The sequence below is a fragment of the Thioalkalivibrio sp. ALE17 genome, assembly GCF_000425605.1.
Lineage (GTDB): Bacteria > Pseudomonadota > Gammaproteobacteria > Ectothiorhodospirales > Ectothiorhodospiraceae > Thioalkalivibrio.
The window spans coordinates 107,951-126,584 of the sequence record NZ_AUDT01000009.1; the positions used below are offsets into that span (position 1 = coordinate 107,951).

Below are 18,634 nucleotides of genomic sequence, written 5' to 3' on the forward strand. Positions count from 1 at the left end.
CAGACGATCCTGGCCGGGGTCATGTTCGCCGGGCTCCTGGTGCTGGGCGTGACGCTGGCCACCGGCACTCATCTCGCCGTGGGTCAGGCCGAGCAGCGCCTGGACCGGCTGGGCGTGGAGGGCCAGTCGGCCGCCTGGCGCCAGACGCTGGCGAACGAATGGCAGTGGATGCGCGCCGAGGCGACGGCCGTGACCCGCAACGAGGCGCTGATCGGCGCGCTGCGCGACGATGCCGGCATCCGGACCTATGCCGACCCCCTGTACAACCGGCTGCGCGCCGGGGGTATCGCGGACCGGATCGTGGTCGTCGATGCCCAGGGGGGCGTGCGCTACGACTCCGCGGACAACCACGGCGAACGCGTCCCGCTGGCGCGCGCGGCGCTGGAGGACGGGCGCTTCCACGAGGGGCTGCATCATGTACCCGGGGAGCGGGTCTATGCCGGGCTGGCGATCCCGGTGTATCGGGGGGGCAATCCGATCGGTGCAGTCGTGCAGTTGCGCGACCTGTCGACCTCCGCGCTCGAGTCCATGGCCGAAGCCAGCGGGGGACGCGCCGCGCTGCTGGACGAGCGCGGGCCGCTGGCGCTGACCGCGCCGTTCCTGATGGCGCTCGCGCCGGGCGAGCGACTGCACCAGCAGGCGGCGGCCAGCCGCGTTGACGCAGATGGCCGGCATTCCCAGCTGGTCTACCTGCCGCTGGTCCCGTTTGGTGGCGAAGAGGCGACGGCCACGGTGGTCCTGGCGCGGGATCTGACCGAATCGGTGGCGACCCAGAACCTGATCAATGCCACGACCTACGTCGCCGCCTTCGGGATGCTCGTGCTGATTGCCGGCGGGCTGTACCTGTGGCTGGGGCGCACCCTGCGCCCGATGCGGCGGGCCATGGATACGCTGGACCGGATCGGGCACGGGGACTTCCAGACCGATCTGCAAGCCGACTCGCGCGTGGCCGAGATCGCCCGCCTGCAGGAGGTGACCCGGACCATGGCCGGCCGCCTGGGGCATATCGTGGAGATCGAGGAAGAGAATGCCCGGCTGGCCTTTCGTGATGCCCTCACCGACCTGCCGAACCGGCGGCTGCTGCTGGAGCACCTGGAGCACGCCATCCACACGGTCAATCGCACCCGGCGCCACGCGGCACTGCTGCTGATCGACCTGGACAACTTCAAGACGCTCAACGACACCTGCGGCCATTCCGCCGGCGACCGCCTGCTGCAGGCCCTCGCGCAGCGGTTTACCGCGCGCCTGCGCGATCAGGATATCGTGGCCCGCCTGGGCGGGGACGAATTCGTGGCTCTGCTGGAGGAGCTGAGCCCGGATCGCTCGCAGGCCGGCGCGGACGCCCAGCGCATCGCGGGCGAGTTGCTGAAGGCCATGCGCGAGCCGGTGCGCATCGACGATATCGAGCACGTGATGTCCGGGAGCATCGGTATCACGCTGTTCCCGCGTGGCTTTGACACCCCGGAGGAGCTGCTCAAGCAGGCCGATTTCGCGATGTACCAGGCCAAGCAGCATGGGCGCAACGGGGTGCGCTTCTATGATCCCGCCATGCAGCGCACGCTGCTGCGCGAGGCGGAACTCGAGCGCAAGCTGCGCCGGGCCCTGCAGGGCGAGGAACTGGTGATCCACCTGCAGCCCCAGGTCGACCCGGAGGGGCGGATCCTCGGGGCGGAGGCCCTGATGCGCTGGCCGCAGCCCGATGGCAGCTGGATCTCGCCCGGTGAATTCATCCCCGTGGCCGAACACACCGGCCAGATCCTCGAGGTCGGGCGCCTGGCGCTGCAGCAGGCCTGCCACACCCTGCGGGCCTGGCAGGGGCGCCCGGTCCTGGACAGGCTGCCGATCTCGGTGAACCTGTCCCCGCATCATTTGCGCCAGCCCCGCCTCATGGAGGAGGTGACCGCCATCCTGGACGAGACCGGGGCCGCCGCGCAGCGGCTGCATATCGAGGTTACCGAGAGCGTGATGGCGGATGCCTCGCAGCCCCTGATTGCCAACCTGGAGGCCTTGCGGGCCCGGGGCGTCGCCCTGGCACTGGACGACTTCGGGACCGGCTATTCGTCCCTCGGCTACCTCAAGCGACTGCCGCTGGACGTCCTGAAGATCGACCGCTCGTTCGTGCAGGACATCGAGCACGATGCGGATGATGCCAATATCGTCGCGACCATCGCCGCCATTGCCCACAACATGGGGCTCAGCCTGATCGCGGAGGGGGTCGAGAACGAGGCCCAGCGGGACTTCCTGGTGCGCCACGGCTGCCATCGTTTCCAGGGCTATCTGTACCACCACGCGATGCCGGTGGCCGATTTCGAGGCGCTGGTTGCGGCCGCAACCGACGCCGCCGGTCACGGGCCGACTGACACCAGGGGAGAGCGAGAATGATCCGGATACGGCAGGGCAGGTGGCGGGCACTGGTGCTCGCCGGATTGTGGATTGGGCTCCTGACCGTTCCGGGCGCCCTGGTGTACGCGGAGGAGACCCCGGCACCCTGGGGAAGCGCCGCGCCGGTGGAGCAGGACTATGCGGGCCTGAAGGCCGTCTATGATGTGACGGCCGGTACCCCGGAGGCCCTGGAGGACGTGCTGGATCACGCTGCCTACCTGAGCCGCATGACGGGTGACGATCCGTTCGACAGTCACATCGTGCTGGTCATCCACGGGGACGCACTGGACCTGTTCGCGCGTGAACACTTTGCCGAACATGAAACCCTGATGACCCGCGCCCGCGGGCTCACGCTGAATGGCGTCATCGAGTACCGAATCTGCCAGGCCGGCGCCGCCCGCCGTGGCTATGGACCGGAGGACTTCCACGGCTTCGCCAGCGTGGTCCCGATGGCCGATGCCGAGATCGTGCGCTTGCAGCAACAGGACGGCTACGGTTACATGCGCTGAGCCCGGGGCTGCCGGGCACGCAACCCGGACCCAGAGGGATCGAACGCATGACGGACCGCCAGCAACCGGGATTTCTGGAAGCCATCGAGCAGGCGGGCCTGCTGGTGGAGATCTGGGAGCACTTCCCGGAGAACATGTTCCTGATCCGGGTCGAGGGGCCGGACTTCCTGGTCGAGGCGGCCAACCCGAAGATGACGGAACTGTTTGGGCAGGACTGCAGCGGCAAGCGCCTGCACGACTTCCTGCCCTGGTCGGTCGCGGAGGAGGTGGTGGCGCACTACCGCGAGTGTCTGCGCCAGGATGCCCCTCTGCGCTACGAGGAACACGCAACCTTTCACGATGCCCGTGGCCAGGAACGCGAGGGGCACTGGCTGACCCTGCTGGTGCCCGTACACGACCCGAACGGGACCATCACGCACCTGTTCGGGGTCTCCCAGAATGTCACCGAGCTGCGGCTGGCGCGCGCAAGCCTGGAGCGCTACAACCGCGACCTCGAGGCCGTGGTCGACGAGCGCACACGGGCCCTGAACGCGGTGAACCAGCAGCTCCAGGAGGCGAACCGGCAACTGGAGGCGCTCGCCTCGAGCGATACCCTTACGGGGGTGGGCAACCGCCGGCATTTCCAGGCGGGGGCCGAGCGCGAGATGGAACGCGCGCGACGGCATGGTGGCGCCTTGTCCCTGCTCATGTTCGACCTCGACGGCTTCAAGAGCATCAACGACCAGGACGGTCACGCGGCGGGCGACGCCGTGTTGAGAAAGGTAGCGGCGAGCGTGCAGACGACCCTGCGCGCGAATGACCTGTTTGCCCGCTATGGCGGGGATGAGTTCGTGCTGCTCCTCCCCGATACGCCCCTCGCGGCCGCGCGCCAGATGGGCGAGCGCCTGCGTACTCAGGTGCAGGAGGACGCGGGCGTGGCCCTGAGCCTGGGGGGCGCCGGTTTCGAGGCCGCCGATACGCAGCTCGAGATGCTCGTACAACGCGCCGACGCCGAGGTCCTCGCGGCCAAGCGCGCCCGCAAGGCGGAGTAAAGCCACTCACCTCGCGACTGTGGTTGGTTACGACCCGGGGATTGGGTTCTTAAGATGCTGCGTTGTCATGCCCTTCGTCGTTTTCTGGTGCGCTTTCTTCAGAAGACAGAGCAGACGCTGGGTCCCCTCTTTTGATTTTTGGTGGTGGAGGAACCCAGGCGCGGAGACGTTGCCCAGCCTGTTCGTAGAAGTGGGGGACGGCTCGCTCCAATTCTTCGATGAAGACTTTGCTGCCAGAGAATCGTGACGCCAGGTCGGACATGTAGAAGATTTCAAAGGCAGTCGGTACGACATCCGTGTTGCCTGGTTCCAGCGCATCGGCGTCTTCCAGGACGTCGGCCAAAGGCGCTTGAGTGGATTCGGCGCGGCCGGGCCGGATGGCCTTCACGAATAGTCCCGTGGTATCGATACCAGTGAGCTGACGGCGGAGCCAGTTGACGCGCGCACTGGTGCGTTTCTTGTCTTGCGGGGCCCCGACTTTCATGCAACAGACAATCACACGTTTGGCCAAGTCGGCCGTGACACGCAGTTCTGCCGCTGCGTTCGGGATTTCGAGTTCGCACTCCAGGATGTGCTTGCTGGCAAGTATCTCTGAATCGTCTTTGAGACGTTTCTTTGGGTCGGTGCGATGCGCGCGGGAAAGACGCAGCCGAACCGGTTGTGAAAGTTTCCGACTCATTACCAGGCTCAGGTCGCGCTGTTCCTGATGCCAGCTGGAGACGGTGTTCTCGACCTCTTCGCTGTTCTTATTGAGTGTGGCACCACTTTTGACTTTGGAGACGACCTCCTTCCACTCACGGTTCATGCTGTCGAAGCGGCTGATGCCGCTGGACTCATGCCCGAGGTAGCGGACCACTTCCTCAAGCAGGAAGTGCTGGTCGGACGACCCGACCTCGTTGCCCTCCAGTAGAAGTGTGGCTTGGGTCAACAGGTACATCCACGACCAGTGGTAGAGCTCGATGTTGCGTGTCTGGGTCTTCGGGAGTTTGACGGGGTGATGGGAAGGCTCGGCCACAAACTGATTGGTTATGGTGATTACCGCATCGATCTTATGTGCCCTGGCCTGTTCGAGATAGGCGGTTAATTGCTCTTCGCCGATTTCGGCGTTGCCGATCTTCGCCTCTATCAGGGCAGTCCATTTCTTGCGCCCAGTGTCCAGCACGATCAGCCCATCGGGCCGATCATTTTTGCTTCTCCGTTGCTTTCCCTTGCGTTCCTCCTTGAATGTTACTTCGGTCCAGGCGCCCAGATCGGCGCGATTGCCCACCCGCACATTGAGCGAGTGGAGCATTGTCTGTCTGAATTCGAAGACGCCACGCATTGCGGCAAGAACGACAGATGCAGCGCGTACCTCGCGATTGGAGTCTGCGGCGACCGGGATCAGGCGAGCAGTTTCGCCGCCCTCGACGTAGTCGGGTTTCGCGACCATGTGGCGTCCTTGTCTTGATGTGAACCCAAGAAGCTAGCTTCTCCGAAGCGGGAATGCGAGGCGAACCGCCCTCGCAACCCACTGCGTGCGAGGACGAATAGGTCCGGTCAGAGGCCGAAGATCTCGGACTTGAGGTTCCACTTGGAGGCGAGGGTCTCGGTGGCGTTGAGGAACTCCTCGGCGCGGGTCGGGTGGTTCCACTGGCCCTGGGCGATCCAGGCGAGCGCGGTGGCGCGGTCGGGGGCCAGGGACAGGATGTGGATCAGCTCGCCGGCATCACTGCCGATGACCTCGCCGCCCAGCAGGGCGCCGGTGTCCATGTCGCCAATCAGGCGGACGAAGCCCTCCGGCTCGTCCTGGCCCAGCGCGCGCGGCGAGGTCTCGAAGGCGGCGAAGCCGACCGCCGGTTCCAGTTCCTCGTCCTCGGCGTCGTCCTCGTCCATGCCAAGGCGCGCCATTTCCACCGCGGAGTAGATCGCGATCGGCACGAAGCGCTCGTCCTGCTCCCGAGTGTTGCCGTTCTGAATGTTCTCCACCGCGATGGTGGCGTCCGCCAGGGCGTGGTTCGCGGTCTGCCACTCGCTCGCGACATCGCCGATGGCGTAGATAGTGTCGACATCGGTCTGCAGCGTGGGGCGGCGCTTCACGAAGCCGCGGGCGTCGGTCTTCACCCCGATGGCGTCGAGGTTCAGGCCCTCGGTGTGCGGGGTGCGTCCGGTGCCGAGCAGGACCCAGTCGACCTCGAAGGTGTTGCCTTCGCTGTCGGTGATGGTGACGCCGTCATCCGAGGTCTCGACGCTTTCGTAGCCCTTGACCCGCACCGGCTCGATGCCGTCCGCGGCCAGCTGTTCCTTCAGCGTGCCCAGTGCCTGCGGGCTGAACTTCTGGTTGGACAGCGGCTTGGAGCGCGACAGCCAGGTCACCTGCTTGCCGAGATGATGGAAGATCCAGGCGAACTCGGTGGCGACAACGCCGGAGCCGATGATCGCGACTCGCGCGCCCGTAGGCGGTTTGTCGTCGAACAGCATGTCGGTGGTCAGTACGCGCCCGGGTTCGGCCGTGAACGGGGCCGGAACGGTGGCGGTGGCGCCGGTGGCGATGATGGTGTGGCGGGCGCTGACGGTCTCGGTGCCGTCGTCGGTGACGACCTCCAGGATCTCGGCGTCGCGGAAGCTCGCAGTGCCGTGGCGGTACTGGATCTTCAGGTGCTTCATGTAGCCGAGGTAGGAGTTGCGCACCTCGGTGACCACGTCCTTCTGGTGGTCCCAGGCGCGATCCATGTCGGCCGTGAGGCTGCCGCTGATGCCGCGGCCCTCGAAGTGGCGCTGCGCGGCGACGGTGCGGGCGGTGTGGTACCAGTCCTTCTTGGGTACGCAGCCGCGGTTGAGGCAGCAGCCGCCCCAGTCGCCCTTCTCGATGATGACGACGCTCAGTCCGCGCAGGGCGCCCAGAACGGCGGCACGATAGCCCCCGGGGCCACTGCCGATGATGGCCAGGTCAAAGGTCTCGCTCATGGTGTCTACTCGGTCAGGTCAATGATCGGGTCGTGCCATTCCAGCTGCGTGAGGTTCAGCTCGAACACGCGGCCGTCGGCCTCGTAGTCGAAACGCACCGGGACGTGGCGCAGCTCGCGCGCAAACCAGGCGGACAGCGCAACGTCGCTGTCCTTGCTGCGGCGGTCGATGCGGATGGTCTCCACGCGGCCGATCGGGGAGTCCATGGTCTCGCGTCCGACGACCTCGAACTCGTATTCGCGCAGGCGGTCGCGTTCCAGCGCCTGGATGGTCTCGCGGTCCCCCGCGGCGGCCAGTTCGCCGGTCTCCAGGCGCTGCATCATCAGGTACAGCGAGCCGAGGAAGTCCAGGGTCTGTTCCGGGACCTCGAGATCGAAGCGCTCGCTATTGATGGTGCCGATCGCGCGGTTGCTCTCCCAGTCGAAACGCGTCTCGACCTTGCGCTCGCGGCGCGGGGTGATCTGCTGGCTGCGCGACTGCACCAGCTGGAGGTCGCCGTTGCGGCTGTTCATCAGGGCCTCGCGGCTCAGCTCGAAGCGCCCGAGGATGCGCAGGAAGCCGGAGACGTGGGCATCCATCGCCATGCGGGTCTGCACGTCCTCGTGGTTGAGGGTGATGCGCGCCTTGAGCGTATTGCCCATGGCGCTGGCCTCGTAGCTGGCGGTGTAGGGCGGGATCGGGCGCAGGTCGCGGTCCGCGGCTGCCGGGGTGGCCAGCAGGGCCAGCACCAGGGCCAGCATTATGGAAACAGCACGCCGGGTCATCGCGCGGCTAGCGCCGGTCGTCGGGGCCTGAACGTTCATGGGTGTCCTCGTCGAGTTGCAGCGGTGCCTCAAGCGGCCTGCCGTCGTCTTGCAGGATCCGCCCGCACCACTGAATTTCGCCTGAACACACGCGCCGGACGACCTCGGGGTACAGCCGGTGCTCGGCCCGTTGCACGCGGGCGGCCAGGGTGTCGGCCGTATCGTCGGGCGCCACCGGCACGCGTGCCTGCATGATCACCGGTCCGCCGTCCAGCTCCGGGGTGACAAAGTGGACGCTGGCGCCGTGCTCGGTCTCGCCATCGGCCAGGGCGCGGGCGTGGGTGTCCAGGCCGCGATACTTGGGCAGCAGCGAGGGATGAATGTTCAGCATGCGGCCGGTGAATCGGTCCACAAAACCGGGGGTCAGGATGCGCATGAAGCCGGCCAGGATGACCAGGTCCGGGGCATAGTCCTCGATGGCGGCGGCCAGGTCGGCGTCGAAGGCCTCGCGCGAGGGGTAGTCGCGATGGTTCAGGACACGCCGCGGGATGCCGTGCTGTTCGGCCAGCGCGAGCCCGCCGGCATCCGGCCGGTTGCTGATGACCCCGACCACCCGCGCGGGGATGCGGCCCTGTTCGCAGGCCTCGATCAGGGCGCCGAGGTTGCTGCCGCGCCCGGAGATCAGGACGACCAGGCGCCGCGGAGTCGTGTCCGATTGCCCGATGGGTCCGCTCATGCGGCGGCGTAGGTGACGCCGGGCTGGTACTCGTCGCGTTCGCGGATCACGCCGATCGGCCAGCTGCGGATGCCGGCCCGCGCGAGCTGTGTGCTGGCGGCCTCAACCCGGTCCTCGGGGAGGATGACGGTCATGCCGATGCCGCAGTTGAAGGTGCGCAGCATCTCCTCGTCGGCGATGTCGCCAGCCTGCTGCAGCCAGTGGAACACCGGCGGCCGCGCCCAGCTGTCGGGGTCGATGCGTGCGCCCAGGGTGTCGGGCAGCACGCGCGGGAGGTTCTCGGTCAGACCGCCGCCGGTGATGTGAGCCATGGCGTGCACCGGGAACTGCTCCAGCAGTTCCAGCAACGGGCGCACGTAGATCCGGGTGGGGGCCATCAGGGCCTCGCCCAGCGTGATGCCGTCGGCGCCCGGCAGCGGTGCGTCGAGGCGCGTGCCGGCGTGCTCCAGTACGCGCCGGATCAGGGAGTAGCCATTGGAATGGGGGCCGCTGGCCTCCAGGCCGAGGACGACATCCCCGGCGGCGACTCGGCTGCCGTCGATCAGGGCGTCCTTCTCGGCGATGCCGACAGCGAAGCCGGCCACGTCGTAGTCCTCGCCCTGGTACATCCCGGGCATCTCGGCAGTCTCGCCACCGATCAGGGCGCAGCCCGCCTGTTCGCAGCCCTCGGCGATGCCGGTCACCACGTCCGCCGCGATGTCCACATCCAGGTGGCCGGTGGCGTAGTAATCAAGGAAGAACAGCGGTTCGGCCCCCTGGACGACGATGTCGTTGACGCACATCGCGACCAGGTCGATGCCGATGCGGTCATGCCGGCCGGTCTCCTGCGCCAGGCGCAGCTTGGTACCGACGCCGTCCGTGCCGGATACCAGGACCGGCTGCCGGTAGCGATCCATCGGCAGTTCGAACAGGGCCCCGAAGCCACCCAGGCCGGCCATCACGCCGGGGCGTCGGGTGCGCGCCGCATGCGGCTTGATACGTTCGACCAGCTCGGCGCCGGCCTCGATGTCGACACCGGCCTCGCGGTAGGTCAGGCCTGAACGGGATTCGGACATGGGTTCCCCGATGTTGAATGAGCGCGGGTGGAGGCCGCGCGCTGCGGCGGTCTCGCAGAACCCGGCATGGTAGCGAGCCGGGTGCGGGGGTGCAAAGCCGGGAAGCGTTTCGCGGCGAAGAAGGCGGGTGCGAACGGGCGGCGCTGGCGAGCCTTCTCCGGCGATGCCGGGGCGCATGCCTGTGGTATTTTGTGGCGCCTGTCGAACAACCGATCATGACCATGCCCCTGCATCCTCGAGCGCATTCCCGCCTGGCCTTCCTGCTGGGCCTCCTTTTCCTGGTGCTGACCCCGGCCGGGGCCGCCGATGATGCGCTGGTGGTGACGGTCACCGCCGAGGACGAGACCCAGGCACTGGAGCAGGGGCTGGAGCAGGCGCTGGTAAGGCTGGCGGGGCTGCGTTCGGGCCCGGTGCTGGATTTGGCGGGTGAACTGCTCGAAGGCCGCGACGACGAGGGCTGGATCGCGGCGCTGGAGCGGCGGCAACAGGTCGAAGAAGATCGCTACCGCCTGGAGTTCGACCCGTTTCGTCTGCGCACCGCGCTGCGAGACGCGGGTGTGCCGGCCTTGCTGGGCGAGCGTCCGGCGCTGCTGGTATGGGCCGTACATGATGCCGGCGGGCAGCGTGACCTGCTCGGGGATGCGGTGGACGGCCCGGGGATCCTCGCGGCGCTGGACGAGCTGGCCGAGGCCCGGGACATGCCGTTGCTGTTCCCGCTCGGCGATCTGGAGGACCGCCGGTCCGCCCAGCCCTCCGATATCGTGGGCGGTGTGAGCGAGCCGCTGGTTGCGGCCGCGCGCCGATACGAGGCCGACGGGGTTCTGCTGCTGCACGTGCGCGAGACCGCGAGCGGGGCCGAGGCGCGGGTGGTCGCGGTGCACGACACCCGTGAATACCGCAGTTCCGCCAGTGGGGACAGCCCCGCAGTGGCGGCCCGCGAGGCGGTGGCGCGGGCGCTGGACCGGGTGGCCGAGCCCCTGGCACGGGTCGCGGCCGAGCCGGAATGGCTGCGCCTGGGGTTTGCCGGGATCCAGGGCTTTGCGGCCTTCGAGCGCCTGCGCGCGGAATTGGCGCGGCTGCAGGCGGTGGAGGCGGCGCGTCTGGATGCGCTGGCCGGCGACAGTGTGGTGCTGCAGGTGCGCACCGGCCTTGATCGCGATGACCTGGTCGACCTGCTGCGCGGCTCCGGCTTTGCCCGCGCCGAGGCGCCGGATGCGGCACCCGAGGCCGATGCCTGGCTGGATCGGCGCTGATTGCTGTCACGGCGAACCGGATGCTGCCCCGCCACCAGATCCCCAATGCCGTCACGATCGGCCGGATCCTGCTGATCCCGCCGATTGTCGTGCTGCTGGCGCTGGAGCACTACCTGGTGGCGGTGGTGCTGCTGGCAATCGCCGGACTGAGTGACGCCCTGGACGGCTGGCTGGTCCGGCGTTACGGCTGGCATACGCCGCTGGGTGCCTGGCTGGATCCGGCGGCGGACAAGCTGCTGATGCTGGGGATCTATGTGGCCGTGACCCTGTCCGGACTGCTGCCCCTCTGGCTGCTGTTGCTGGTGGTGGGGCGGGATGTCTGGCTGACCCTTGGCTCCGCGTTGTACCGGGTGTTTGTCGGGCCCCTGGCCATTCGGCCGTTGCTGATCAGCAAGGTGAACACCTTCCTGCAGATCGCGCTGGTGCTGGTGGCCATCGTGAAGGTCGGTCTGCTGGCACTGGACCCGATCTGGGTGCAGCTGCTGATTATTGTCGTGGCCTTCACGACCCTGGCCAGCGGTCTGGCCTATACCGTGCAGTGGGGTCTGTATGCGTGGCGTTACCTGCGCGGCCAGGGCGGGTCGGACGCGGCGAACGGGAGGGCGTCATGAGCAGGGGGGTCGAGTTGCGCGAGTGCGTCGGGCCGGTCTCGGCCGCGACCCTGGCCGCCCTGGTCGGATTGCTGGTACTGGGCGGGGCGCTGTACCTGCTCGCGCCAATCCTCACCCCCTTCGTCGTGGCGCTGCTGATCGGTTATCTGTTCAATCCGCTGGTGACGCGTCTGGCGGCGCGCACCGGGCGTTCGCGCACCCTGGCCACGGTGGTCATCTTCCTGCTGGTGATGCTCGGGCTGGCCGCGCTGATCCTGATCCTGATCCCGCTGGCGATCGCCCAGTTCGAACGACTCACGCTGGCGCTACCGCAGATCCTCGGCTGGTTCGATGCGCAGGTGCGGCCTTGGCTGGAGGAACTGGCCGGGGACGGCCTGCCGCCGCTGGACGCCGGTGCGCTGCAGGGGCTGGTCACCGAGCACTGGCGCGAGGCCGGCGGGCTGGCCGGGGGTGTACTGCAGTGGATCGGCAGCTCCACCGGCGCGCTGGTGCTGGGGGTATTGAACCTGGTGCTCATCCCGGTGGTGAGTTTCTATCTGCTGCGCGACTGGCCGCGCCTGCTGGACGGATTGCGCGACCTGCTGCCGCGGGCCTGGCGTCCGGCGGTGATGACCTTCGCTGCGGAGTCGGACGAAACGCTGGGGGCCTTTCTGCGCGGACAGATGCTGGTGATGCTGGCGCTGGGCCTGTTCTATGCGGTCACCCTGACTGTGGCCGGGGTCGAGATGGGTCTGGCGATTGGCCTGATCGCCGGGCTGGTCAGCTTTATCCCCTATGTTGGCGTGATCGTCGGGGTGCTGCTCGCCAGCGCCGCCGCGCTGGTGCAGGGCGACGGCTGGACCCTGCTGCTGATCGTGCTGGCGATCTTCGCCGTGGCCCAGGTGCTGGAGTCCATGGTGCTGACGCCCTGGCTGGTGGGCGACCGCACCGGGCTGCATCCGGTCGCGGTGATCTTTGCCGTGCTGGCCGGCGGACAGCTGTTCGGCTTTTTCGGCGTGCTGCTGGCGCTGCCGGTGGCGGCGGTGCTGGCTGTCGGCGTGCGCCACCTGCTGGTGCACTACCGGCGCCTGAATGCCGGGGAAGCGCCCTCGGAGCCGGGAGGTCCCGGGGAATGAGTGCCGGCCAGGGTCGCGAGGCTGCCCCGCAGCGCCAGCTGCCGCTGGACCTGCGCCTGCGGGATACGTCGCGCTTTGCCGGCTTCTATCCCGGCGGCAATCCGCTCGCCCGGGATGCCGTCGAGGCGCTGGCCGTCGGGGTTGGCATGAGCGAGCCACAGATCCTGCTGCACGGGCCGTCCGGCGTCGGCAAGACCCACCTGCTGCAGGCGGCCTGCCATCAGAGCCACGAACGCGGCGATCCGGTGTCCTACCTGCCGCTGGGCGAGGTCGCATCCGCCCCGCCGCTGGCGGTGCTGGACGGCCTGGAGGGTGCCCGCCTGGTGGCACTGGACGATCTCGACGAGGTGGTCGGGCAGGGCGACTGGGACGAAGCCCTGTTCGGGCTGCTGAACCGCCTGCGCGACAGCGGCTGCCGGGTACTGCTGGCGGCGACCCATGCGCCGGACGGGCTGGGCAGTCGCCTGCCGGACCTGACCTCGCGCCTGGCGTGGGGGCCGGTGTTCCGGATGCAGGCACCGGAGGAAGACGACCTCAAGCGCATCCTCGCCCAGCGCGCCGCACTGCGCGGGCTGGAGCTGCCGGAGGCGGTGGCCGACTACCTGCTGCGCCACTACCGCCGTGATCTGGTGGCCCTGCTGGCCCTGCTGGACCGCCTGGACCTGGCCGCCCTGGCCGAACAGCGGCGCTTGACCATCCCCTTCGTCCGCGACCAGCTCGCGCGTCCCTGATCTTCACCACGAAGCACACGAAGGCACGAAGAAGGGCCAGGTCAAGGGCGTTTAACAGGAAGACGGGAAGGACGGAAGATTCTGGATGGGGCGTACCGGGAGGCGGTCCTCGGCCCGGGGATGCTGGCTGGGCGCCTCGCTCCGGCCGAAGCGTGGGTACATTGCGCACCGGAAAGGACTTTCCCGCAACCTCCTGTAAACAAAATGCCCTCTTCCAGCCTTCCCGTCTTCCTGTGAACGGGTTTTGACCTTCTTCGTGTCTTCGTGCGCTTCGTGGTGAAAATCAGGAAGTAAGCTTGCGAGCGCGGCGGGCGTCGAGTTTGACGTAGAGCAGGCAGCCGGCGAACCAGGCGAGGCTGGCGGCGGTCATCAGCAGCCCGTACAGGCGCGCATCGGCCGCCGCGGCCAGCGTGATCCCCAGGGTTACGTAGGCCAGCGCCAGCAGGCTGGACCAGGCGTGGGTGTAGCGGCGCCCGTGCAGCATCCCGCGCAGCGGGAACAGCAGCGGCAGGACCAGGATCACCAGCGCCAAAGAGACCGGCACGATCTCCGGCTGGTCGATCCAGGTGGTCCAGACCAGGATCAGGCCGATCAGGGCCAGATAGGCGACCAGCGCCAGCGCGCGCGCCGCGAGGATCATGCCGATTCCCCGTTCTGCAGGCGGCGCGTGATCCGCCCGACCCGCTCGCCCAGGGCCGTGGCGATGCGCTGCTCCTCGCGGGTCACCGGGTGCTCGCCCTGGCCACCGGCGACATGGCTGGCGCCGTAGGGCGAGCCCCCGGAGGTCGTGGTGCTCAGTTCCGGCACGGTGTAGGGCACGCCGACCCAGAGCATCCCCTGGTGGATCAGGGGCAGGGCCATGGTCAGCAGGGTGGTTTCCTGCCCGCCGTGCTGGGTGGCGGTGCTGGTGAACAGCCCGAACGGGCGATCGACCAGGCCGCCGCTGGCCCACAGGCCGCTGGTGCCGTCGAGGAAGTGCTTCAGCGGCGCGGCCATGTTGCCGAAGCGCGTGGGCGAGCCCATGACCAGCCCGGCGCATTCCTCCAGGTCGCGGGTCTCCGCGTAGGGCGGGCCGTCGGCGGGAACCGCCGGCGCCTCGCCGGTGATGTTGGTGCTCACCGGCGGCACAGTGCGCACGCGGGCGACGGCGCCGGCCCGCTCCACGCCGCTGGCGACGTGACGGGCCAGCTCGGCGGTCGCGCCGTAGCGGCTGTAGTACAGCACCAGGACCTCGGGGGCCGCGCTCACGACAGGATCTCCAGCACCTGCTCGGGCGGACGCCCGATGCGGGCGCGCTCACCCACGACCAGGATCGGGCGTTCGATCAGTTTCGGGTGTTGCACCATGGTCTGGATCAGCGCCTCGTCGTCCAGCTCGGCATCCTTCAGGCCCAGTTCGCGGTACTCCGCCTCGCCGGTGCGCAGGAGATCGCGCGGGGCGATGCCCAGCCGGTCGACGATGGCGCGCAGGGTGGCGGCATCCGGCGGCGTCTTCAGATATTCGACAATCTGCGGCTCCACGCCCTGCTCGCGCAGCAGTGCCAGGGTCGCGCGCGACTTGCTGCAGCGCGGGTTGTGGTACAGCGTAGGGGCATCGGACATGAATCCACTCCGGAGGACGAAAAATGACGGAGGCCAATGATAACCATGCCCGCCGCTGGCGTGTCAGCGGTCAGGTGCAGGGGGTGTTCTTCCGCGCCTCTACCCGCGACGAGGCCCGGCGGCTCGGGTTGACCGGTTATGCCCGTAATGAGCCGGACGGCAGCGTCGAGGTGCTGGCCGTGGGCCCGCGCAGGGCGCTGGACACGCTGGAGGAGTGGCTGGCCGACGGGCCGCGCATGGCGCGGGTGGATGCGGTGGAGGCCGAGGAGCTGGAACCCCCGGAGCCGGCGCCGCGCGAGTTCTCCACGGGCTGACTCGGCGGTGCCTCAGTAGCGCCGCAGCGGGCGACCCGGTGGCGGAATGACCTGGACGAAGGCACGCACGTCGCGCAGCCGGTGCGGACCTTCCGACCGGATGCGGGTCTCGGCCCCCTGCATCCAGGCGCCGTCCCAGGCGAGGCGGGCCGCCCCGGTGCGCGAATGGCGCGGCAGGTCGATCAGCAAGAGGCCGTCTTCATAGGCGACCTCGAGCTCACTGCGGTAGCGCTCGGCGTGTACCTCGATGCTGCGGCTCTCGCCACTGGCGAGGGTAAAGGCCGTTGGCTCCAGCGCGCGTTCGCGACCGCCGATCCGCAGCGTGCCGCCGCTGAGACTGACGCGGATCAGGTCTCCGGGCAGGCCGGCCTGGCCACTGCGGATGGCCGCGACCCGCTCGGCGCGTTCGGCTGCCCGTGCCGCCTCCTGCTCGGCTTCGGCCTGCAGCCGGGCCTCGCGGGCCTTCTGCACCGATTCCCAGGCGCGGATGGCCTCGACCCGTTCGGCCTCGCCCATGGCGTCCCATTGTTCTTCGCTTACCCCGTAGATCCGCGGGCTGCAGGCGGCCAGCAGCAGTGCCAGGGCTGCCAGGACCGGGTACAGACGAAGCGTTGCGGGCATGCGCGATTTCCGTGTGGGTTTGTAGCCGAGTCTGTCCGAGTAGCCTGTACCGGCCCTGAACCGGGCTGAGGGAAACACTGTTTCCCTCAGAACAGCAGGTTGATGACGAGCAGCGAGACGACCATGAACAGCAGGGTCACACCGGCGCCGGCGCGCAGGTAGTCGGCCACGCGGTACCCGCCGGGATCCATGATCAGGGCATTGACCTGGTGGGTGGGCAGGATGAAGGAGTTGGATGCGGCGATCGCGACGATCAGCGCGAACACGCGCGGGTCGGCGTCGATCCCCATGCCCTGGGCGACGCTCGCGAAGCTGACCGCCAGCGGGACCAGCAGAACCGTTGCCCCGACGTTGGACATCACCAGCGTGAAGAAGGTGGTCAGCAGGAACACCGCGACCTGCAGCACCCAGACCGGCATCCCTTCCAGTTGCTGCATGCCGTTGGTCGCGATCCACTCACCGGCGCCGGAGTTCTCCACCGCCAGCCCCAGCGGGATCAGCGAGGCGAGCAGGAAGACGGTCTTCCAGCTGATGCCGCGATAGGCCTCGTCCATGGTGATCACGCCGGTGAAGATCATCCCCAGGGCCCCGCCCAGCAGGGCCAGTGCCAGCGGCAGGTCGGTGAACAGCACCAGCCCCAGCCCCAGCGCCAGGGAGCCGAGCGCGGCCAGTGGCCGGTGGGTCTTTGAGGCCTCCTGCTTGCGTCGTGGGTAGCGGCTGGTGACCACGACGAAGTCGCGGTCGTCCTCCAGCGCCTGCAGGTTCTCCCACGGGGTATGCACGACCAGGGTGTCGCCGGCCTTCAGCGGGGTATCCGGGACCTCGTCGACGATCAGGTCATCACCGCGCTGGATGCGCAGCACCGAGATGCCGTAGCTGCGGCGCATGCCCTTGTCGCGCACGGTCTGGCCGATCAGGTCGGAGCCGGGCGGGATAATCACCTCCGCGATGCCGCCGTGGCGAGCGGACAGGGCGCGGGCGAACACGTCCAGTTCGTCCTTCAGCAAGGTGCCGGTGTGGTCGCAGGTCGTCTCGATGGTGGTGACCGGGCCGAGGATGGCGAGGTGTGCCCCGCGCTCCAGCTCCACGTCCCGGTTGGGTTCGATGCGGGTCTCGTCGCCCGTGGTGACGCCCACGACGTGCACCCCGAAGGCCGCCTCGAAATCGCCCACACGCATTCCGGCCAGGGAGCTGTCCTCGTCCAGGCGTGCCTCGCGCACGCCGAAATCCATGCCGTAGACATCGCGGAACCAGGCCGAGGTCGTCTGCACCCGGCTCTCGTCCGGGTCCTCGGTCTGGGGATCGCGGGCCGGCAGGACCCAGCGTCCGAACAGCGCGAAGTAGAGGATCAGCGTACCCAGCAGGGCGAGTCCGATCGGGGTGACGTCGAACAGCCCGAAGCCCTCGACCTCGCCGGGCAACAGGTCGTTGAGCAGGATCAGCGGGCTGGAGGCCACCAGCGTCAGGGTGCCGCCGACGATCGCGGCAAAGCCCATCGGCATCAGCAAGCGCGAGCGCGGGATGCGCGCGGCGGCCCCGATGCGGTTGATCACCGGCATGAACAATGCGGCGGCCCCGATGTTCTGCATGAAGCTCGTGATGATGCCCACGGCCCCCGAGGTGGTGGCCATCACGCGGCGCTCGGTCTGCCCGCCAAAGCGCAGGATCAGGTCCGCCAGGCGGTTCATGACACCGGAGCGGTCCAGCCCCTTGCCGATGATCATCACCGCGATGATCGCGATCACCGCGTTCGACGCAAAGCCGGAGAACAGCGCCTCGCCCTCGACGATCGGCGCCACCCCCGGCACCAGCGCGACCATGCCGAGCAGGAACAGCACGCTCAGCGCCGCCAGGTCGATCCGGATCACTTCCGTCACGAACAGCAGGATCGTCAGCCCCAGCAGGCCGAACACGATCCCCATCTCCAGGGTAAAGGCGACCGATTCCATCAGAAGATGCCCTGTTGGCAGGGGTCGGTTGCGGCGGGGCAGTCGATGCGGGGGCCGCGTGAATCAGGCAACGCGCGGATGGACTTCTTGCTCGAGCCGGGGCCCCAGAGACTGGCGAGCCTGTTCGAGCTCGAAGTGATCCTGGAGGTTCATCCAGAACTCGGGCGAGGTGCGGAAGTAACGGCCCAGGCGAAGCGCCGTATCCGCCGTGATCGCGCGCTTGCCCTGCACGATCTCGTTGATTCGACGAGGAGGCACGCTGATGTCATGCGCCAGGCGGTACTGGCTGATGCCTGACTCCTCGATGAATTCGGCCAGGTGCTGGCCCGGATGGATCGGGGCCTCGATATCCTGTGCTGTCATCGTTGCCTCCCTGGTGGTCGTCGGATCAGTGGTAATCCACGATCTCGACGTTGTAGGCGTGACCGTCTCGCCATTCGAAACAGATGCGCCACTGGTCGTTGATCCTGATGCTGTATTGACCCGCGCGGTCGCCTTTCAGTGCCTCTAGGGAGACGCTGATTGAATCGCGCGTCCGCGCTCGAGTCGCTTTTGCGTGCGAACAAGGCGCGGTGACTGCCGTGCAGTCATTCTGCACAAGGGAGCCGCAACGCCGTGCGCATGCAAAAGCGGCCGAGCCCCTGCTTTCAATAGCTTGTGGGGTTGGTGCCCCCTGTTCCCCGATCCTGCGTTGCGCCGCTTGCGGGTAGAACCACTACCCGCTGCACGACGCGCCTTGTCTCGGAAAACAGGGGGCACCAACGCGGACGTGCGATTCAATCAGCGTCTCCCTAGTCGATGCGAGGGAGGCTGGCGCAGATCCTCGAGGCGGGTGGCAGCGTGGATGCGCGCCAGACGCATTCGTGCCCGGCGCGTTACCTCGTCGGGAAGGCGGCGTGCCCTCTCGCCCCGGGCCAGCCGCGCGGCTTCCTTGCCGCGGTAGCTCTGGATCATGGATAAATGTTAACGCGCTGCGTTATTAGCGCGCAAACGGTTGTCGAACCGGACTCTCCCGGGAAATACCGGTCCCGAATACGCCC

General features: G+C 68.1%; 19 protein-coding genes and 1 pseudogene. 8 read left to right on the plus strand and 12 right to left on the minus strand.

Annotation, left to right across the window (positions count from 1 at the left end; genetic code table 11):
* The first annotated feature begins 21 nt into the window (after nucleotides 1–21).
* Genes H609_RS0108325 through H609_RS0108335 form a run of 3 tightly spaced genes read left to right on the plus strand, consistent with a single transcriptional unit; the run spans nucleotide 22 to nucleotide 3,922 of the window.
* Nucleotides 22–2,382: a bifunctional diguanylate cyclase/phosphodiesterase gene (locus H609_RS0108325; protein ID WP_196800897.1), complete on the plus strand. Its 2,361-nt coding sequence runs from the start codon at nucleotides 22–24 to the stop codon at nucleotides 2,380–2,382.
* A gap of 44 nt (nucleotides 2,383–2,426) precedes the next feature.
* Nucleotides 2,427–2,891 carry a DsrE family protein gene (locus H609_RS0108330; protein ID WP_028484723.1) on the plus strand — a complete coding sequence of 155 codons (465 nt, stop codon included), beginning with the start codon at nucleotides 2,427–2,429 and terminating at the stop codon, nucleotides 2,889–2,891.
* A gap of 47 nt (nucleotides 2,892–2,938) precedes the next feature.
* On the plus strand, nucleotides 2,939–3,922 hold the full coding sequence (locus tag H609_RS0108335) for a GGDEF domain-containing protein (RefSeq protein ID WP_018881810.1): 984 nt from the start codon (nucleotides 2,939–2,941) through the stop codon (nucleotides 3,920–3,922).
* A gap of 49 nt (nucleotides 3,923–3,971) precedes the next feature.
* Here the strand turns inward: H609_RS0108335 and H609_RS0108340 are convergent, their stop codons facing one another.
* From H609_RS0108340 to purM, 5 genes are all read right to left on the minus strand, one after another.
* Nucleotides 3,972–5,351, minus strand: a complete 1,380-nt coding sequence (locus H609_RS0108340) for a hypothetical protein (RefSeq protein ID WP_018881342.1) — start codon at nucleotides 5,349–5,351, stop codon at nucleotides 3,972–3,974.
* 107 nt (nucleotides 5,352–5,458) lie between these two features.
* On the minus strand, nucleotides 5,459–6,865 hold the full coding sequence (locus H609_RS0108345; RefSeq protein ID WP_028484724.1) for an NAD(P)/FAD-dependent oxidoreductase: 1,407 nt from the start codon (nucleotides 6,863–6,865) through the stop codon (nucleotides 5,459–5,461).
* Nucleotides 6,866–6,870: 5 nt separating this feature from the next.
* Nucleotides 6,871–7,605, minus strand: a complete 735-nt coding sequence (locus H609_RS0108350) for a DUF3108 domain-containing protein (RefSeq protein ID WP_018867466.1) — start codon at nucleotides 7,603–7,605, stop codon at nucleotides 6,871–6,873.
* Nucleotides 7,606–7,636: 31 nt separating this feature from the next.
* Nucleotides 7,637–8,344 (minus strand): phosphoribosylglycinamide formyltransferase, encoded by a 708-nt coding sequence (gene purN / locus H609_RS0108355; protein ID WP_018867465.1) that lies wholly within the window; start codon nucleotides 8,342–8,344, stop codon nucleotides 7,637–7,639.
* Nucleotides 8,341–9,399, minus strand: a complete 1,059-nt coding sequence (purM, locus tag H609_RS0108360) for a phosphoribosylformylglycinamidine cyclo-ligase (RefSeq protein WP_019558682.1) — start codon at nucleotides 9,397–9,399, stop codon at nucleotides 8,341–8,343. Before purM ends, purN begins: the two co-directional genes overlap by 4 nt.
* A 221-nt stretch (nucleotides 9,400–9,620) precedes the next feature.
* Between purM and H609_RS0108365 the strand changes: the two genes are divergently transcribed.
* From H609_RS0108365 to hda, 4 genes are read left to right on the plus strand one after another with little or no spacing between them, the layout of a single operon-like run.
* Nucleotides 9,621–10,652 carry a DUF2066 domain-containing protein gene (locus tag H609_RS0108365; RefSeq protein ID WP_028484725.1) on the plus strand — a complete coding sequence of 344 codons (1,032 nt, stop codon included), beginning with the start codon at nucleotides 9,621–9,623 and terminating at the stop codon, nucleotides 10,650–10,652.
* A 20-nt stretch (nucleotides 10,653–10,672) separates the two neighbouring features.
* On the plus strand, nucleotides 10,673–11,263 hold the full coding sequence (locus H609_RS0108370) for a CDP-alcohol phosphatidyltransferase family protein (RefSeq protein WP_018867462.1): 591 nt from the start codon (nucleotides 10,673–10,675) through the stop codon (nucleotides 11,261–11,263).
* Nucleotides 11,260–12,378 carry an AI-2E family transporter gene (locus H609_RS0108375; protein ID WP_028484726.1) on the plus strand — a complete coding sequence of 373 codons (1,119 nt, stop codon included), beginning with the start codon at nucleotides 11,260–11,262 and terminating at the stop codon, nucleotides 12,376–12,378. Before H609_RS0108370 ends, H609_RS0108375 begins: the two co-directional genes overlap by 4 nt.
* Nucleotides 12,375–13,109, plus strand: coding sequence for a DnaA regulatory inactivator Hda (hda, locus tag H609_RS0108380; protein ID WP_028484727.1), 735 nt, complete (start codon nucleotides 12,375–12,377; stop codon nucleotides 13,107–13,109). Before H609_RS0108375 ends, hda begins: the two co-directional genes overlap by 4 nt.
* Before the next feature lie 283 nt (nucleotides 13,110–13,392).
* Here hda and H609_RS0108385 read toward each other — a convergent pair whose 3' ends face one another.
* Genes H609_RS0108385 through arsC form a run of 3 tightly spaced genes read right to left on the minus strand, consistent with a single transcriptional unit; the run spans nucleotide 13,393 to nucleotide 14,710 of the window.
* Nucleotides 13,393–13,749: a DUF2069 domain-containing protein gene (locus H609_RS0108385; protein WP_028484728.1), complete on the minus strand. Its 357-nt coding sequence runs from the start codon at nucleotides 13,747–13,749 to the stop codon at nucleotides 13,393–13,395.
* A complete protein-coding gene (wrbA, locus tag H609_RS0108390; RefSeq protein ID WP_018867458.1) occupies nucleotides 13,746–14,357 on the minus strand; it encodes an NAD(P)H:quinone oxidoreductase in 612 nt (203 codons plus the stop codon). The genes H609_RS0108385 and wrbA overlap by 4 nt, the downstream gene beginning before the upstream one ends.
* On the minus strand, nucleotides 14,354–14,710 hold the full coding sequence (gene arsC, locus H609_RS0108395) for an arsenate reductase (glutaredoxin) (protein ID WP_018877148.1): 357 nt from the start codon (nucleotides 14,708–14,710) through the stop codon (nucleotides 14,354–14,356). Before arsC ends, wrbA begins: the two co-directional genes overlap by 4 nt.
* A gap of 23 nt (nucleotides 14,711–14,733) precedes the next feature.
* Between arsC and yccX the strand changes: the two genes are divergently transcribed.
* On the plus strand, nucleotides 14,734–15,024 hold the full coding sequence (yccX, locus tag H609_RS0108400; protein ID WP_018867456.1) for an acylphosphatase: 291 nt from the start codon (nucleotides 14,734–14,736) through the stop codon (nucleotides 15,022–15,024).
* A 12-nt stretch (nucleotides 15,025–15,036) separates the two neighbouring features.
* Here yccX and H609_RS0108405 read toward each other — a convergent pair whose 3' ends face one another.
* The 4 genes and pseudogenes from H609_RS0108405 to H609_RS13850 form a co-directional block, all read right to left on the minus strand.
* Entirely contained in the window at nucleotides 15,037–15,645 is a 609-nt protein-coding gene (locus tag H609_RS0108405; protein ID WP_018867455.1) for an Hsp20/alpha crystallin family protein, read from the minus strand.
* Between the two features lie 86 nt (nucleotides 15,646–15,731).
* Nucleotides 15,732–17,594 carry an SLC13 family permease gene (locus H609_RS0108410; protein ID WP_028484729.1) on the minus strand — a complete coding sequence of 621 codons (1,863 nt, stop codon included), beginning with the start codon at nucleotides 17,592–17,594 and terminating at the stop codon, nucleotides 15,732–15,734.
* 63 nt (nucleotides 17,595–17,657) lie between these two features.
* A complete protein-coding gene (locus H609_RS0108415; RefSeq protein ID WP_028484730.1) occupies nucleotides 17,658–17,957 on the minus strand; it encodes a HigA family addiction module antitoxin in 300 nt (99 codons plus the stop codon).
* A gap of 25 nt (nucleotides 17,958–17,982) precedes the next feature.
* Nucleotides 17,983–18,105: pseudogene (locus H609_RS13850) on the minus strand (type II toxin-antitoxin system RelE/ParE family toxin); the annotation flags it as partial.
* Nucleotides 18,106–18,634: the final 529 nt, after the last annotated feature.